This is a genomic window from Butyricicoccus sp. (genome assembly GCF_050872565.1).
In the GTDB taxonomy this organism is placed as follows: Bacteria; Bacillota; Clostridia; order Oscillospirales; family Butyricicoccaceae; genus Butyricicoccus_A.
Genome location: NZ_JBNMHC010000015.1, coordinates 1 through 15,211, shown reverse-complemented (window position 1 = coordinate 15,211; position 15,211 = coordinate 1). Strand labels below are relative to the sequence as shown.

Genomic DNA, 15,211 nt, shown 5'->3' with positions numbered 1-15,211 from the left:
GGGCTTCCATGCAGCCGTGCTTGGTAAAGGCGATGATTTTTCTGTCCATCGCTTCAAAATAGTAAATATCTTCGACGGGACACAGATATTCTTTGCCTTCTTGATACAAAAACAGGCGAGAAGTCGCTTTGGCAGCGTGCAAGGCGGTGATGATTTGTGGGATCTGCGGGTCGCTGAGATCGCCGCGAATCATGACTTCGAGTTCCTCATTGTTCGATGGCTGTAAGGTGATTTTCATGTAGGTTTCCTCCTCTCTTGTTTGATTGTAGTATAGCAGGAATGGCGTCTGTTGTCTCAATATTTTCCATAACTGGTAGGGAACGAGGAATAAGTGGTCGGGATTTGTGCATGAAAAAACCGGCAGACGCCGAAGCATCTGCCGGTACAATATTTTGTTTGTAAAGATAGATGAGAAGAAATTACTCAGCAACTACCTTAGCCAGCTTTGCGAAGCGCGGCAGGCCGTTTTCCTTCTTCATCTGGGTCTCGCCCTGAATCAGCGGCAGAGCGTACTTAACGAACTCGTCAGATACGTTATTGCCACGCTCGTTGATCCACTCTACCGGAACCTTCTTCTCGTAGTTTGCTACGTCGGACAGGTTCAGCAGCTTGGTCTTGCAGGTGTAGCCGTTCTCACGGGAGCACTCGAAAGCAACCATCTTGTCGGTCTCGCCAGCAACTGCGGAGTTAACAGCAGTCTGACCAGCCAGGAAGGACTCGTCGATGTCGGTCTGGGAAGCGCAATGAGCAGCGCAGCGCTGCAGCAGGGACAGCTCGATGCCGCGAACCTTTACGCCCAGCTTTTCCTTGACAACGTCTGCCAGCATAGCAGCCAGGCCGCCCAGCTGAGCATGACCGAAGCCGTCGGTAGCAGAGGTTTTAGCCTCGGATACGAAGGAACCGTCAGCGTAGTGGATACCCTCAGATACAGCTACGATAACATTGTGGTTCTTCTCCCACAGAGCAGAAACGTCTTCCAGGAACTCGTCCATGTTGAAGTCAACTTCCGGGAGATATACGAGGTCAGCCGGATAGCCAGCAACGGAAGCCAGAGAAGCAGCGCCTGCCAGCCAGCCTGCGTGACGGCCCATGATCTCGATGATGGAAACCTGACCCTTGTCGTATACGTGAGAATCCTGGTAAACTTCTGCGATAGAAGTAGCGATATACTTAGCAGCAGAAGCGAAGCCCGGGCAGTGATCGGTGCCGAACAGGTCGTTGTCGATGGTCTTCGGAATACCCATAACGCGGCAGTCGTAGCCAACCTTCTTCATATACTTAGAGATCTTGTTGCAGGTATCCATGGAGTCGTTACCGCCGTTGTAGAAGAAGTAACGAACGTCATACTTCTTGAAGATCTCGAGGATGCGCTTGTAATCGGTGTCGTCTACGTCCGGGTCAGCGATCTTGTAGCGGCAGGAACCCAGTGCAGAAGACGGGGTGTACTTCAGCAGCTCCAGCTCAGCCGGATCTTCCTTGTCCATGATATACAGCTTGTCGTTCAGCACGCCGACAATGCCGTTTGCAGCGCCGTAAACGGTGGTGATGGAATCAGAATCCAGACCAGCCTTGATTGCGCCGTATGCACTTGCGTTGATAACAGAAGTCGGACCACCGGACTGGCCGATGATCATAGCACCCTTCAGCTCACTCATAATTCAAAAACCTCCTAAATTGTCACGAGAGAAACGCGGCGGCGTCTCGTTTCCGCCGGACGAAAAAAGTCCAGGTCTGCCGCAGTTTCCGATGTTAATTTGAATATACCATATTTTCCAAGGAAAATCAATTCTTTTTGAAAGAGGTGCACAAAAAGCGTGCAGAGATTTGTTTTTGGGCGGGCTTTGGATAAAATTTGCGAAACTTACACAATCGACTTGATTTTAGTGTGAAAGACTGGTAAAATAACGCTATACGGAATTCGTGTGTTTATGGCTGTTTACACACGGAAAATTTCTGAAAGGAAGATGAATAATGGCACTTGTAACTACTACTGAGATGTTCAAGAAGGCATATGACGGCGGTTACGCAGTTGGCGCTTTCAATGTTAACAACATGGAGATCGTTCAGGGTATCACGGAGGCTGCTGGTGAGCTGAAGGCTCCGGTTATCCTTCAGGTATCCAAGGGCGCTCGCGCTTACGCTAATCACACCTATCTGGTAAAGATGGTTGAGGCTGCTGTCATCAACAACCCGGACATCCCGATCGCTCTGCATCTGGATCACGGCGACTCTTTCGAGGTTTGTAAGTCCTGCATCGACGGCGGCTTCACCTCCGTTATGATCGACGCTTCCTCCAAGTCTTTCGAGGAGAACATCGCTCTGACCAAGCAGGTTGTAGAGTACGCACATGACCACGGCGTAGTTGTTGAGGCTGAGCTGGGCACCCTGGCTGGCGTCGAGGACGAAGTTGTTGTTGAGGCTGGCAACGAGAGCTACACCCATCCGGAAGAAGTAGAGGAATTCGTTTCCCGCACTGGTTGTGACTCTCTGGCAATCGCTATCGGTACTTCCCATGGCGCATATAAGTTTACCCCGGAGCAGTGCACCCGCAACGAGGACGGCATCCTGGTTCCGCCTCCGCTCCGTTTCGACGTACTGGAAGAGTGCATCAAGCGTCTGCCGGGCTTCCCGATCGTTCTGCACGGTTCTTCCTCCGTTCCGCAGGATTTCGTAAAGATCGTAAACACCTACGGCGGACAGATGCCGGATGCTATCGGTATCCCGGAAGATCAGCTGCGTAAGGCTGCTAAGCTGGCTGTATGCAAGATCAACATCGACTCTGACATCCGTCTGGCTATGACTGCTTCTATCCGTAAGCACATGGCTGAGCATCCGGATCACTTCGATCCGCGCCAGTACCTGAAGCCGGCTCGTCAGGCTGTTAAGGACATGGTAGCTCATAAGATCGTTAACGTTCTGGGCTGCGACGGCAAGGCTTAATTGATTGGCTTTTGCTAAACCTGAATCGAAAGGCTGCATCTTCGGATGCAGCCTTTTTTGTGCGCGGAAGAGAATCAATTTGCCCACACGACTGGAATTTTGCATCAGTTGATGCAAAAGAGACAGGAAGGTGCAGGAACTGGTGAAAAAAATAGCGTTTGCCGCAAAAAAAATAGCGTCAGGCTCTTGCAATACGCACACAAGTTATATAAAATATTCTCATACGATTTTCAAAACAATTCGCTATTATGGCGGGAAAAGAGTGAATACACTATGTTAGACATCAAATTTACCCCGACGACGAACAAAAAGCCGAAGCCGGATCAGCACAATCTGGGATTTGGTAATTATTATACCGATCATATGCTGATTATCGATCACACCGAAGGCATCGGCTGGCATGACGCACGCATCGTACCGTATCAGCCGATCCAGCTGGATCCGGCAGCTATGGTTCTGCATTATGCTATGGAGTCCTTCGAGGGTATGAAGGCATATCGCACGCCGGAGGGCAAGATTCAGCTGTTCCGTCCAGACTGCAACGCAGAGCGTATGTGGAACACCAACGCTCGTATGTGCCTGCCGCAGCTGCCGGTCGAGGACTTCGTTCAGGCTGTCAAGGCACTGGTCAAGGTAGAAGAGGACTGGGTTCCGTCTCTGCCGGGTACTTCTCTGTACATCCGTCCGTTCATTTTTGCTGATGAGCCGCATCTGGGTGTTCGTACCTCTAAGACCCATAAGTTTATGATTATCTGTTCCCCTGTTGGCGCATATTACTCTACCGGCATCAACCCGGTTAAGATCTTCGTAGAAGATGAGTACACCCGTGCTTGCCCGGGCGGCACCGGCTTTACTAAGTGCGGCGGCAACTACGCTGCATCCCTGATTTCTCAGGTAAAGGGTCATGAGCTGGGCTATGAGCAGAGCCTGTGGCTGGATGGTGTAGAGCATAAGTACGTAGAAGAAGTTGGCTCTATGAACTGCTTCTTCAAGATTGACGGCACAATCTACACTGCTCCGTGTGTAGGCACAGTACTGCCGGGTGTTACCCGTCGTTCCTGCATTGCACTGCTGGAGAAGTGGGGATACAAGGTATCCGAAGAGCGTCTGCCGATTGTTGACATCGTTAAGGCTTCCAAGGAAGGCAAGCTGGAGGAAGTATTCGGCACCGGTACCGCTGCTGTTATCTCTCCGGTAGGCGAGCTGCGCTACGAGAACGATGTTTGCAAGATTAACGACGGCAAGATCGGTGAAGTTACCCAGAGACTGTATGATACCCTGACCGGTATCCAGTGGGGCACCAAGCCGGATGACATGGGCTGGACGGTTGCAGTAGACTAAGGTTTCTCACAACATTTGTTGACCTGTGTAGAATCAGAGGATGGGACAACGACTATCGGTTCGTTCGCCTCATCCTCTTTTTATTCGAGTAAAAAAATACATCAGAAAGGAAACAGCAGAACATGAAAAAAAGCGTAAAGCGTTTGCTGGCGATGTGTCTGGCGTGTCTGCTCGTAGCTGGCGGCGTATTCTTTCCGAGTGCGTCCAAAGCTCAAGCGGCAGATGTTCTGACGGTTGGCACCAACGCGGAATTCCCGCCGTTTGAATACATCGGCAATGATGGCCAGCCGGACGGCTTTGACATGGCCGTTATCAAGGCAATTGGCAAAGAGGAGGGCTTTGAGGTCAAGGTCTCCAATATGGAGTTTAAATCATTGATCGCATCGCTGTCCACAGGCAGCTTGGATGCTGTCATCGCGGGCATGACCGTGACAGATGAGCGTAAGCAGTCGGTAGATTTCTCCGACAGCTATTACACAGCAACCCAGTGCATCATTGTTAAAAAAGATAGCGATGTGACGAAGCTGGCGGATTTGAACGGCAAGAAGATTGCGGTTCAGGAAGGTACGACCGGTGACCTGCTGTGCACACCGGGCGCAGACAACGAGGTTATCACGGACAGCAAGACCGAGATCCAGCGCTTCAAAAAGGGCACTGATGCAGTTGTAGCGCTGAACAATGGCGGCGTAGATGCTGTGGTCATTGACCAGAATCCGGCAGAGAACTTCGTATCTAAAAATCCGGATACGCTCAAACTGATGCAGGATGATACCTCTACCGAGCAGTATGCTATCGCTGTACAGAAGGGCGACACGGAGACGCTGAATAAAATCAATGACGGTCTCAAGAAAATCAAGGAAAACGGCACGTTTGATAAGCTGGTTGCCCAGTATATTGGCGGAAGCAGCAGTGAAGAGCCTGCGGCAGATACCGGCAAGACGCTGACAGTCGGCACCAATGCCGAATTCCCGCCGTTTGAGTACATCGGCAACGATGGCCAGCCGGACGGCTTTGATATGGCTGTCATCAAGGCAATTGGTAAGGCAGAAGGCTTTAACGTCAAGATCACCAACATGGAGTTTAAGTCTCTGGTGGCATCTCTGTCCACGGGCAGTCTGGATGCTGTCATTGCAGGTATGACGGATACGCCGGATCGCCGCCAATCAGTAGATTTCTCCGATAGCTATTACACGGCAACCCAGTGTATTGTCGTCAAGAAAGACAGCGATGTCACCAAGCTGGCAGATCTGAACGGCAAAAAGATCGGCGTGCAGGAAGGCACGACCGGCGATTTGCTGTGCACACCGGGCGACGACAACGATGTTATCACAGACAGCAAGACCGATGTACAGCGCTTCAAGAAGGGTACGGACGCTGTTGTTGCGCTGAAAAATGGCGGTGTCGATGCGGTTGTCATTGACCAGAATCCGGCACAGAATTTTGTTGCCAACAACAAGGACACCCTCAAGATGATGAAGGATGATACCTCTACCGAGCAGTATGCCATTGCTGTCAAGAAGGGCGACACCGAAACCCTGCAGATGATTAACGATGGTCTCAAGAAGATCAAGGAAGACGGCACGTTTGACAAGCTGGTTGAGCAGTACATCAATGGCAGCGCAGCAACGGTAGATACCGAAGAGCAGGACACTTCGGCCAATAAGGGCTTTTTGGAAAATCTGAAGTATGTCTTTGTCGACACCAACGGCTACATGCTGATGATTAAGGGTCTTGGTGTGACCATCGGCATTTCGATTTGTGCAGGTATTTTGGGCATTGTACTGGGCTTTGTCATTGCCTTGATGAAGCTGACTGAAGTGCGCAGAAAGAAAAAGACGGTTTGGTCGCGCATTGCTGGCGTATATATCGACATTTTGCGCGGTACGCCGTCTATGGTACAGCTGCTGATTATGTTCATGGTTATCTTCCGCAGCCGCTATGCGGTTGTCGCAGCGATTCTGGCATTTGGCATCAACAGCGGCGCATACGTTGCAGAGAACATCCGCGCAGGCATTTTGGCAGTAGATAATGGTCAGATGGAAGGCGGCCGTTCGCTGGGCTTCACCTATGGCGAGACCATGCGGTATATCATTTTGCCGCAGGCTATTAAAAATGTCATTCCGGCACTGGGCAATGAAATGATTACGCTGGTAAAGGAAACCTCTATCGTTGGTTATGTTGCAATTGTTGACTTGACCAAGGCGGGCGACTTTATCGTATCGCGTACCTATCAGGCATTCCTGCCGCTGATTGCGGTTGCCATCATTTACTATATTCTGGTCAAGCTGATGACCTTTGGTCTGGCTGCTATCGAAAGGAGACTGCGTCAGAGTGATAACCGTTAAGAATTTAAAGAAAAGCTTCGGCGAGCTGGAAGTCCTCAAAAAGATTGATTGTGAAATCAGCAAGGGTGAATGCATTGTTGTCATTGGCCCGTCCGGTTCCGGCAAGAGTACTTTTTTGCGCTGCCTGAACCGTCTGGAAGAGCCGACTGGCGGACAGATCATTTTTGACGGCACAGATATTCTGGACAAGAACACCGACATCAACAAGATTCGCCAGAAGCTGGGCATGGTATTCCAGCACTTCAATCTGTTTAACCACCTGAATGTCATGGAAAATCTGACCTTGGCACCGGTCAAGCAGAAGCTGATGAGCGAAGAAGATGCCAAGAAAAAGGCAATTGAGCTGCTCAAGCGCGTTGGTTTGGAAGAAAAGGCGCAGAATTATCCGGCACAGCTTTCCGGCGGCCAGAAGCAGCGTGTGGCAATTGTCCGCTCGCTGATGATGGATCCGAAGGCAATCCTGTTTGATGAGCCGACCTCTGCTCTGGATCCGGAGATGGTAGGCGAGGTTCTCGATACCATGAAGGAACTGGCAAAGCAGGGCATGACGATGGTTGTCGTTACCCACGAGATGGGATTTGCCCGCGAAGTGGCTGACCGCGTGATTTTCATGTCGGACGGCTATATCACCGAAGAGGGCACACCGGAGGAAATCTTCGATCACCCGAAGATGGAACGTACCCAGGCATTCCTGCGCGCAGTAACGCAGAAGTAAAAACGAACGATTGGCAAGATACAGACCCGTCAGCTTCGGCTGGCGGGTTTTGCGTTTTTTCTCACATGAAAATTCACATGAAGTGCGCAATTTTTGGAAGAAATTTCGACAACTGGGGGATTTACTTTATTTTTAGATGCGAGTATAATTATAAGAAATTACAGTAAATTTCAGATTGAAGAACGTGAAGGGAGTCGAACTATCATGGCATATTATTTTTCTGAACCGTCCCATACCTTCAGTGAGTACCTGCTGGTACCGGGATATTCTTCCAGTAAGTGCATTCCGGCGAACGTAGACCTGAAAACCCCGATTGTAAAGTACCGCAAGGGTGTTGAGGAGTGTCCGATCTCCATCAATATCCCGATGGTTTCCGCCATCATGCAGGCGGTATCCAACGATACCATGGCAATTGCTCTGGCACGTGAAGGCGGCATGTCCTTCATCTATGGCTCTCAGAGCATTGAGTCTGAGGCTGCTATGGTCGCTCGCGTCAAGAGCTACAAGGCTGGCTTTGTTGTCAGTGATTCCAACATCAAGCCGGATCAGACCCTCGGCGATGTGCTGGCACTCAAGGAAGCTACCGGTCATTCTACGATGGCTGTTACCGCAGACGGCACCCCGAACGGCAAGCTGCTCGGCATTGTCACCGGCAGAGATTACCGCGTCAGCCGCATGGAGCCGTCCCTGCGCGTAGAAGAATTTATGACTCCGTTCGAGAAACTGATTACTGCACCGAAGGATACTTCTCTGAAGGAAGCAAACAACATCATCTGGGATCATAAGCTCAATGCTCTGCCGATTATCGATGAGAATCAGAACCTCGTTTACATGGTATTCCGCAAGGACTATGACTCCCACAAGGAAAACACGCTGGAGCTGCTGGATGCACACAAGCGCTACATGGTAGGCGCTGGTATCAACACCCGCGACTATGCAGAGCGTGTTCCGGCTCTGATTGAAGCTGGCGCAGATGTTCTGTGCATCGACTCCTCGGAAGGCTTCTCTGAGTGGCAGAAGCTGACCATCGACTGGATTCGTGAGCATTACGGCGACACTGTAAAGGTCGGCATGGGCAACGTTGTTGACAAGGAAGGCTTCCTGTATCTGGCAAAGTGCGGCGCAGACTTCGTAAAGGTCGGCATCGGCGGCGGTTCTATCTGCATCACCCGTGAGCAGAAGGGTATCGGCCGTGGACAGGCTACCGCTCTGATCGACGTGGTTCAGGCTCGTGATGAGTATTTTGAGCAGACTGGCATTTATATCCCGATTTGCTCCGACGGCGGTCTGGTATATGACTATCACATGACGCTGGCACTGGCTATGGGCGCAGACTTCCTGATGCTCGGCCGTTACTTCTCCCGCTTCGATGAGTCTCCAACCAACCGTGTTGTTGTCGGCGGCTCTTACATGAAGGAGTACTGGGGCGAAGGTTCTGCTCGTGCAAGAAACTGGCAGCGTTACGACATGGGCGGCGACAAGAAGCTGTCGTTCGAGGAAGGCGTTGACTCTTACGTTCCGTATGCAGGCGCCCTCAAGGACAATGTTGGCATGACGCTGGCAAAGGTTCGCTCTACCATGTGCAACTGCGGTGCAATGAGCATTCCGGAGCTGCAGGAGAAGGCAAAGATTACGCTGGTATCTGCAACCTCTCTGGTAGAAGGCGGCGCACATGACGTTGTTCTGCGTGATCCGTCCCGCAACACCGCACAGTAAGTTTTTTCAATCTGATTTGGTACGATTTTCCGGCAGGCGAAAGCCTGCCGGATTTTTTTATGGTCTTGACATTGCGAGATAAGCCCCGTATAATTTGAAGTAGTTTGATGCTGTACATCGGTGCAGCGATACGAAGATTTGAAGATTTGGAGACTATAGTTATGGCAAAGATTCCATATAAAATCTACCTCAGTGAGGATGAGATTCCGAAGCAGTGGTATAACGTCCGTGCGGACATGAAAACACAGCATCGTCCGATGCTCAATCCGGCAACACACAAGCCGGTACAGCTGGCTGATTTGGAGCCGGTATTTTGTACCGAGCTGGCAAAGCAGGAGCTGAACGAAACCGACCGGTATATTGATATTCCGGAAGAAGTGCGTGAGCACTATCGCATGTTCCGTCCGTCTCCGCTGATGCGCGCATACTACTTGGAGAAGGCGCTGGATACACCGGCAAAGATTTATTACAAGTATGAAGGCGGCAACACGAGCGGCAGCCACAAGCTGAATTCCTCAATTGCACAGGCATATTATGCTAAGGCACAGGGTCTCAAGGGTGTGACGACCGAGACCGGTGCAGGTCAGTGGGGCACCGCACTGGCAATGGCTTGCCAGTATTTTGATTTGGACTGCAAGGTTTACATGGTGAAATGCTCGTATGAGCAGAAGCCGTACCGTAAGGAAGTTATCCACACCTATGGTGCAGATATTATTCCGTCCCCGTCCATGACTACCAAGGTAGGTCGGGAAATCAACGAGCGTTTTCCGGGCAGCACCGGCTCTCTGGGCACGGCAATTTCCGAAGCAGTAGAATATGCGACCACACACGAAGGCTATCGCTATGTACTGGGCAGCGTGCTCAATCAGGTTCTGCTGCATCAGAGCGTGATTGGTCTGGAAGCAAAGGCAGCAATGGAAAAGATTGATGCCTATCCGGACATTGTCATTGGCTGTGCAGGCGGCGGCTCGAATCTGGGCGGCATCATGTCCCCGTTTATGGGGGATAAGCTGACCGGCAAGGCAGACCCGTATTTCATCGCTGTAGAACCGGCTTCCTGCCCGACATTGACCCGCGGCAAGTTTGCCTATGATTTCTGTGATACCGGCATGGTAACGCCGCTGGCAAAGATGTATACCCTGGGCTGCGGCTTCATCCCGTCTGCAAACCATGCAGGTGGTCTGCGTTACCACGGCATGAGCCCGATTCTGTCTCAGCTGTATCATGATGGCTATCTGAATGAAGCACGTGCTGTAGAGCAGACTGCTGTCTTTGAGGCGGCAGAGATGTTCGCAAAGATCGAAGGCATTCTGCCGGCACCGGAGTCCTCTCATGCGATTCGCGTTGCTATTGATGAAGCACTCAAGTGCAAGGAGACCGGCGAAGAGAAGACCATCCTGTTCAACCTGACAGGCACTGGCTATTTCGATTTGGCTGCTTACAAGGCATACAACGAAAAGACCATGAGCGATTATATTCCGACCGATGCAGATTTGGAAAAGGGCTTTGCAACTATTCCGCACATCGAAGGCATTCAGGACTAAAGAAAGAGAATATTTTTGGAACAACGATGTCCCGTTTCTCTCTTGCACAGAGCAGAAACGGGACTTTTTTCTCAGAAAGAGGTTGGTTTTATGATAGAAGCATGGATGAACGCTCCGTGGGCGCAGGAAGCGCACAAAGCAAGCATAAACAGTCTGATGACAGCGGCGCAGCAGGGAGGGCCTGTGCATCCGGCATTTGCCGCGATGGCAGTACAACTGGATGAGATAGACCGTGTGCTGTTGGATCAATTGCGTGAACAAGGGCATCTTGCAATACTGGACTGCTGTCTGAGCCGGATGACGCGCGATAAAACCTTTGCGGGACGCAAAGAGGCAGAGCGAAGCACAGAACTTCCGCTGATTTCTCATATGACGCTGTTTATGCCGCAGGATGGAGATTATGAGCGGGTACAGGCGGCGCTGGATAATTTGCAGCGGCTGCATCTTGTCACCATTCAGATGCAGGAAGAGAGCAGAGATCCGGCGGAAGTGGCCAACAATCCGTATGAAGATATTTATCTGCTGTTTGAGCAAGTGATTCAGCAGACCAAAAAACAAGTGATACAGCACAATCCGCGCTATCAAGAGCGGAAGATTCGCTTGTATACCGGTGAAATCGTGCTGACGGCACTGGGCAGCCGGTTTTTGCGCGTTTGCAAATGGTGAGTGACAGGGGCTTGACAACATCCGGTAAAGTTTGTTATACTATATAAGCTGATTTGCCGCTGTGGCGGAATTGGCAGACGCAAGGGACTTAAAATCCCTCGCTGGTTTACAGCGTACCGGTTCAAGCCCGGTCAGCGGCACCAGATCGGAGCAATTGCTTAGGCGGTTGCTCCGATTTTTTTGTATACATTGCAGGGATGTATGCAATAAAAAACATTGACGTTTTCCGACAAGTGGAGTAGGATAAGATACTGTGGAGGCGTAACTTATGAAAATACTACGGCAATTTGGGTTGATTATCGCAATCACCTTTGCAGGCGAAGTGCTCAAGGCACTGCTTCCGCTGCCAATTCCGGCAAGTATTTATGGCATGGTCATCATGCTGATCGGACTTATCAGCGGATTGTTAAAATTGGAAGATGTACAGGACGTCGGAGATTTTCTCATTGAAATCATGCCGATTCTGTTTGTTCCGGCAGCAGTAGAGCTGATGGACAGCTGGGGAACGATGAAAACCTTGCTGCTCCCATCGGTTGTGATTCTCATCGTGATTACGGTGCTGGTCATCGCGGTTACCGGCAGAGTAACACAGTTTTTGATTCGTCGAAAGAAGGGAAAGCATGAATAATTTATTTTTGCAATGTACCTATTTTGGAGCGGTTCTGACCATTGCAGCATATATTTTTGGTCAGTGGTGCAGAAAAAAGTGGAAGCTGACGATTTGCAATCCGCTGCTGATTGCGGTCATTGTTGTCATTGCGCTGCTTTTGGTGTTCCATGTAGATTATGATACCTATTATGAGGGTGCAAAGTATATCAGCTATTTGCTGACACCGGCGACCGTGTGTCTGGCTATTCCGCTGTATCGTCAGTTGGAGCTGCTCAAGCAGCACGCGACGGCGATTTTGCTGGGCGTGTGTTCCGGTGTGGTTGCCAGCATGGGCGGCATTTTTGTGGTTGCCATGCTGTTTCATCTGTCGCATGAGGAATACGTCACGTTTTTGCCGAAATCTATCACTACGGCAATTGGCATGGGCGTATCCGAAGAGCTGGGCGGCATTGTGACCATCACCGTTGCCATTATTATCTTGACCGGTATTATCGGCAATGTCATTGCCTCGGCAGTGTGCAAGATGTTCCGCATTGAAGAGCCGATTGCAAAGGGCCTCGCCATTGGTACGGCGGCACATGCGATTGGTACGGCGCGTGCACTGGAAATGGGACCGATTGAGGGCGCGATGAGCTCGCTGGCGGTTGCTGTTGCGGGTATTTTGACTGCATTTACCGCGTCGTTGTTTGCGATGCTGATGTGAGAAACAGAGAAAACAGCAGGGAATTTTCCTGCTGTTTTTTCTTTGACAGAAAGCTACAAAAGAAGCAAGTTGGTATTTGTCGAACGGTTTTCAGCCGGAATATCTTGACTTTTGCAAGCTGGAATGATATACTGAACAGGCTTCCGGAGCAGTACATTGATCTCGCATATGTTGTAAGTCATGACGTATTTAGGACGGATGATTTGCAGACATATGTGATTTTTTTTACCTGAACCCGCAAAGCATATTTTTTGAATGGAGGTACCTGTAATGAAAAAGGGTACAGTAAAGTGGTTTAATGCAGAAAAGGGCTACGGCTTCCTGTCGAACGACGAAGGCGGTGAGGATGTATTCGTACATTTCTCTGCAATCCAGACCGATGGCTACAGAACGCTGGAAGAAGGCCAGAAGGTTGAGTTCGAGGAAGAAATGGACGAGAGAAAGGGCAAGCTGCGCGCAGCAAATGTAAAGCCGCTCTAATTTTCTGATCGGATAGAAGAGAGACAGTTTTCTTGACTGTCTCTCTTATTTTTTTGCCCGCTCTCTGGTGACAGAAGCAAACATCTTGCGCAAATAGATAAAATTCGATACAATACAGCAAAGGATTTGAGAGGTGTTTGTCATGTCGAAGTATACGAAAGGCGTGCTGATTACGCTGCTGGGCGGCACGTGTTGGGGCTTGTCGGGAACGTGCAGTCAGTATCTGTGTTCGGTACAAGGGATGGATACGCGCTGGGTGACGGCCTTGCGGCTGCTTGGCGCAGGCGTGATTTTACTGCTGCTGGCAGCTGTTCAGCAAAGAGAACAGCTGAAAAAGCTGCTGTACGATAAATATGCTGTGTTGTACTGCATCGTGTTTGGCGTCTGTGGTCTGCTGTTTACCCAATTTTCCTATATCACGTCTATTACCAAGAGCAATTCAGGCACGGCAACCGTACTGCAATATCTTTCGGTTGTGATTGTGCTGTTTGTTGAGTGCATCATGATGCGCCGCCTGCCGGTGCGCAGAGAATGGCTGGCGTTGCTCTCTTGCTTGTTTGGCACTTTTTTGGTTGCCACACACGGCAGTCTGAACAGTCTGTATATTTCGCGGGATGGTTTACTTTGGGGCGGCATCTCTGCCGTTGCCGCGGCGGCCTATATCATCATTCCGCAGCGATTGATGCGCAAATGGGGCAGTATTTTGCCGGTTGGCATAGGAATGTTGTCCGGCGGCATTGCCTGTGTGCTGCTCATGCGCGTTTGGACGATTCCGATTTCGTTTACCGTCCCATCCGCTGGTATGACGGCATTTGTCGTATTGATCGGTACAGCATTGGCATTTACGGCTTTTTTACAGGGCACAGCGATTATTGGCCCGGCGCGCGGCAATATGCTGGGCTGTGTGGAGCCGCTGGCTGCAACGGTGACAACGGCGCTGTTTATGCATACGACGTTTGCAGGCATTGATTTGATTGGCTTCGCGTTTATTCTGGCAACGGTATTTATTTTGGCAAAAAAAGCATAAATGAACGGGCTTCATCGTGTGATGAAGCCCGTTCGTATATCTTCTATCAAGCGTTAAAACGGCATGGTCTTTCTGGAAAAGCTGCGCGTTGCCAGAGCAAATAGAATGGCAGCGAGTACCAGCAGCACGAGCGGCTGGAAACAAGCCTGTAGATTGGTCTGCAAAATGCCGGTGGGATCGAGCAGCGTGTACGGTGTCAGGTAACGAAGATAGGACAGCGTGCCGCCGACATTCGCCGCCAGTCGAAGCATGTAAAACAGCAGGCACAGCACTGCGTTGACAATCAATGCTTTGCCGATGCTGTTGCAGCGGCAGGAGACAAAGAAGCATAATCCTGCAAAGGCGAGCTGTAAGGCAAAGACACAGGCAGTCAGCAGCAAGAAGTGCTTGACGGCGAGCTGGTCAGGATAATAATACTCACATAAAACAATCGTTGCGAGACAAATCACAGCGAACATAGCGAGCAGAGAGACAATCAGCACATTGCGCTGCGTATGAACGATGCACTTGCGGGAGTTTGGCGATGCCAGCAGATAGGACATCGTGCCGTTGGAGACATACTGCGCGATGAGCTGTACGGACAACAGAATCGTAAACAGCATCGGCAGGGCGAGAAGCAGCATACCGTACAGATAATTGACGATAAATGCGGTAAAGGTGTTGTCAAACTGCGTCATGCCGAGCAGCTCCATGGCGTGCGGCTGAGACTGCACAAAATGCATCAAAGCTTTGCCTGAAGCGGGATCATACATCTGTACAACGGAAAATGCGTATAAACACATCAGAGCAGTACACACGAGCCACAGCAGACAGGAGCGCTTGATGCTGTATCGGAACAGGGGAAAATTCATTTGTTTTCACCTCCATAATAATGCAAAAAGATTTCTTCGAGCGTTTGTCCGACATTATCTAAGGTAGACACCGGATAGTTGACGAGAATGGAGAGGAGACTGCGTAAATCTCGGTACACGGCAAGTTTAACCATGCGTCCCTCGTGCTCTAAGACGGTAATATTTTCGCGGCACAGCATTTGTGCAGCTTCTTCATTGTCCAGCGTGACCAGATAAACTCGGCGTTCGGTTTTGCGCAAATCCTCCAGAGAAGATACGGTAGCAAGATGTCCC

14 protein-coding genes, 1 tRNA gene and 1 pseudogene are annotated in these 15,211 nt (G+C 50.4%); 12 read left to right on the top strand and 4 right to left on the bottom strand.

The window, feature by feature from the left end:
* Both ACR0P9_RS01740 and ACR0P9_RS01735 read right to left on the bottom strand, forming a co-directional pair.
* Positions 1–238 (bottom strand): hypothetical protein (locus tag ACR0P9_RS01740; protein WP_432617127.1); only part of this gene is annotated, 238 nt, incomplete at its 3' end.
* Between the two features lie 181 nt (positions 239–419).
* Positions 420–1,655 (bottom strand): 6-phosphofructokinase, encoded by a 1,236-nt coding sequence (locus ACR0P9_RS01735; protein WP_432617126.1) that lies wholly within the window; start codon positions 1,653–1,655, stop codon positions 420–422.
* 316 nt (positions 1,656–1,971) lie between these two features.
* Here ACR0P9_RS01735 and fba point away from each other — a divergent pair, with 316 nt between their 5' ends.
* The 12 genes from fba (at position 1,972) to ACR0P9_RS01675 (ending at position 14,087) form a co-directional block, all read left to right on the top strand.
* Positions 1,972–2,940, top strand: coding sequence for a class II fructose-1,6-bisphosphate aldolase (fba, locus tag ACR0P9_RS01730; protein ID WP_432617125.1), 969 nt, complete (start codon positions 1,972–1,974; stop codon positions 2,938–2,940).
* Between the two features lie 273 nt (positions 2,941–3,213).
* The gene (locus ACR0P9_RS01725) at positions 3,214–4,281 is read left to right on the top strand and encodes a branched-chain amino acid aminotransferase (protein WP_432617124.1); all 1,068 of its coding nucleotides are present in this window, start codon (positions 3,214–3,216) and stop codon (positions 4,279–4,281) included.
* 122 nt (positions 4,282–4,403) lie between these two features.
* A complete protein-coding gene (locus tag ACR0P9_RS01720) occupies positions 4,404–6,626 on the top strand; it encodes an ABC transporter permease subunit (protein WP_432617123.1) in 2,223 nt (740 codons plus the stop codon).
* A complete protein-coding gene (locus ACR0P9_RS01715; RefSeq protein ID WP_432617122.1) occupies positions 6,613–7,341 on the top strand; it encodes an amino acid ABC transporter ATP-binding protein in 729 nt (242 codons plus the stop codon). Before ACR0P9_RS01720 ends, ACR0P9_RS01715 begins: the two co-directional genes overlap by 14 nt.
* 204 nt (positions 7,342–7,545) lie before the next feature.
* A complete protein-coding gene (locus ACR0P9_RS01710; protein ID WP_432617121.1) occupies positions 7,546–9,057 on the top strand; it encodes an IMP dehydrogenase in 1,512 nt (503 codons plus the stop codon).
* Between the two features lie 161 nt (positions 9,058–9,218).
* Entirely contained in the window at positions 9,219–10,601 is a 1,383-nt protein-coding gene (locus ACR0P9_RS01705) for a TrpB-like pyridoxal phosphate-dependent enzyme (RefSeq protein WP_432617120.1), read from the top strand.
* A gap of 90 nt (positions 10,602–10,691) precedes the next feature.
* Positions 10,692–11,267 carry an Abi-alpha family protein gene (locus ACR0P9_RS01700; RefSeq protein ID WP_432617119.1) on the top strand — a complete coding sequence of 192 codons (576 nt, stop codon included), beginning with the start codon at positions 10,692–10,694 and terminating at the stop codon, positions 11,265–11,267.
* Between the two features lie 55 nt (positions 11,268–11,322).
* Positions 11,323–11,410 (top strand) — tRNA-Leu (locus tag ACR0P9_RS01695).
* 125 nt (positions 11,411–11,535) lie between these two features.
* On the top strand, positions 11,536–11,895 hold the full coding sequence (locus ACR0P9_RS01690) for a CidA/LrgA family protein (RefSeq protein ID WP_432617118.1): 360 nt from the start codon (positions 11,536–11,538) through the stop codon (positions 11,893–11,895).
* Positions 11,888–12,580: an LrgB family protein gene (locus ACR0P9_RS01685; protein WP_432617117.1), complete on the top strand. Its 693-nt coding sequence runs from the start codon at positions 11,888–11,890 to the stop codon at positions 12,578–12,580. The genes ACR0P9_RS01690 and ACR0P9_RS01685 overlap by 8 nt, the downstream gene beginning before the upstream one ends.
* Positions 12,581–12,850: 270 nt before the next feature.
* Positions 12,851–13,060, top strand: a complete 210-nt coding sequence (locus ACR0P9_RS01680; RefSeq protein ID WP_432617116.1) for a cold-shock protein — start codon at positions 12,851–12,853, stop codon at positions 13,058–13,060.
* A 142-nt stretch (positions 13,061–13,202) separates the two neighbouring features.
* The gene (locus ACR0P9_RS01675) at positions 13,203–14,087 is read left to right on the top strand and encodes a DMT family transporter (RefSeq protein WP_432617115.1); all 885 of its coding nucleotides are present in this window, start codon (positions 13,203–13,205) and stop codon (positions 14,085–14,087) included.
* 53 nt (positions 14,088–14,140) lie between these two features.
* Here the strand turns inward: ACR0P9_RS01675 and ACR0P9_RS01670 are convergent, their stop codons facing one another.
* Complete coding sequence (locus ACR0P9_RS01670) at positions 14,141–14,938, bottom strand: ABC transporter permease (RefSeq protein ID WP_432617114.1); 798 nt, start codon at positions 14,936–14,938, stop codon at positions 14,141–14,143.
* A pseudogene (locus tag ACR0P9_RS01665) lies at positions 14,935–15,211 on the bottom strand (hypothetical protein); the annotation flags it as partial. The gene ACR0P9_RS01670 and the pseudogene ACR0P9_RS01665, both read right to left, overlap by 4 nt.

Coding starts and splice junctions, on each gene's coding strand:
- ACR0P9_RS01735 (WP_432617126.1), bottom strand. CDS start 1,655: ATGAGTGAGCTGAAGGGTGCTATGATCATCGGCCAGTCCGGTGGTCCG.
- fba (WP_432617125.1), top strand. CDS start 1,972: ATGGCACTTGTAACTACTACTGAGATGTTCAAGAAGGCATATGACGGC.
- ACR0P9_RS01725 (WP_432617124.1), top strand. CDS start 3,214: ATGTTAGACATCAAATTTACCCCGACGACGAACAAAAAGCCGAAGCCG.
- ACR0P9_RS01720 (WP_432617123.1), top strand. CDS start 4,404: ATGAAAAAAAGCGTAAAGCGTTTGCTGGCGATGTGTCTGGCGTGTCTG.
- ACR0P9_RS01710 (WP_432617121.1), top strand. CDS start 7,546: ATGGCATATTATTTTTCTGAACCGTCCCATACCTTCAGTGAGTACCTG.
- ACR0P9_RS01705 (WP_432617120.1), top strand. CDS start 9,219: ATGGCAAAGATTCCATATAAAATCTACCTCAGTGAGGATGAGATTCCG.
- ACR0P9_RS01700 (WP_432617119.1), top strand. CDS start 10,692: ATGATAGAAGCATGGATGAACGCTCCGTGGGCGCAGGAAGCGCACAAA.
- ACR0P9_RS01690 (WP_432617118.1), top strand. CDS start 11,536: ATGAAAATACTACGGCAATTTGGGTTGATTATCGCAATCACCTTTGCA.
- ACR0P9_RS01685 (WP_432617117.1), top strand. CDS start 11,888: ATGAATAATTTATTTTTGCAATGTACCTATTTTGGAGCGGTTCTGACC.
- ACR0P9_RS01680 (WP_432617116.1), top strand. CDS start 12,851: ATGAAAAAGGGTACAGTAAAGTGGTTTAATGCAGAAAAGGGCTACGGC.
- ACR0P9_RS01675 (WP_432617115.1), top strand. CDS start 13,203: ATGTCGAAGTATACGAAAGGCGTGCTGATTACGCTGCTGGGCGGCACG.
- ACR0P9_RS01670 (WP_432617114.1), bottom strand. CDS start 14,938: ATGAATTTTCCCCTGTTCCGATACAGCATCAAGCGCTCCTGTCTGCTG.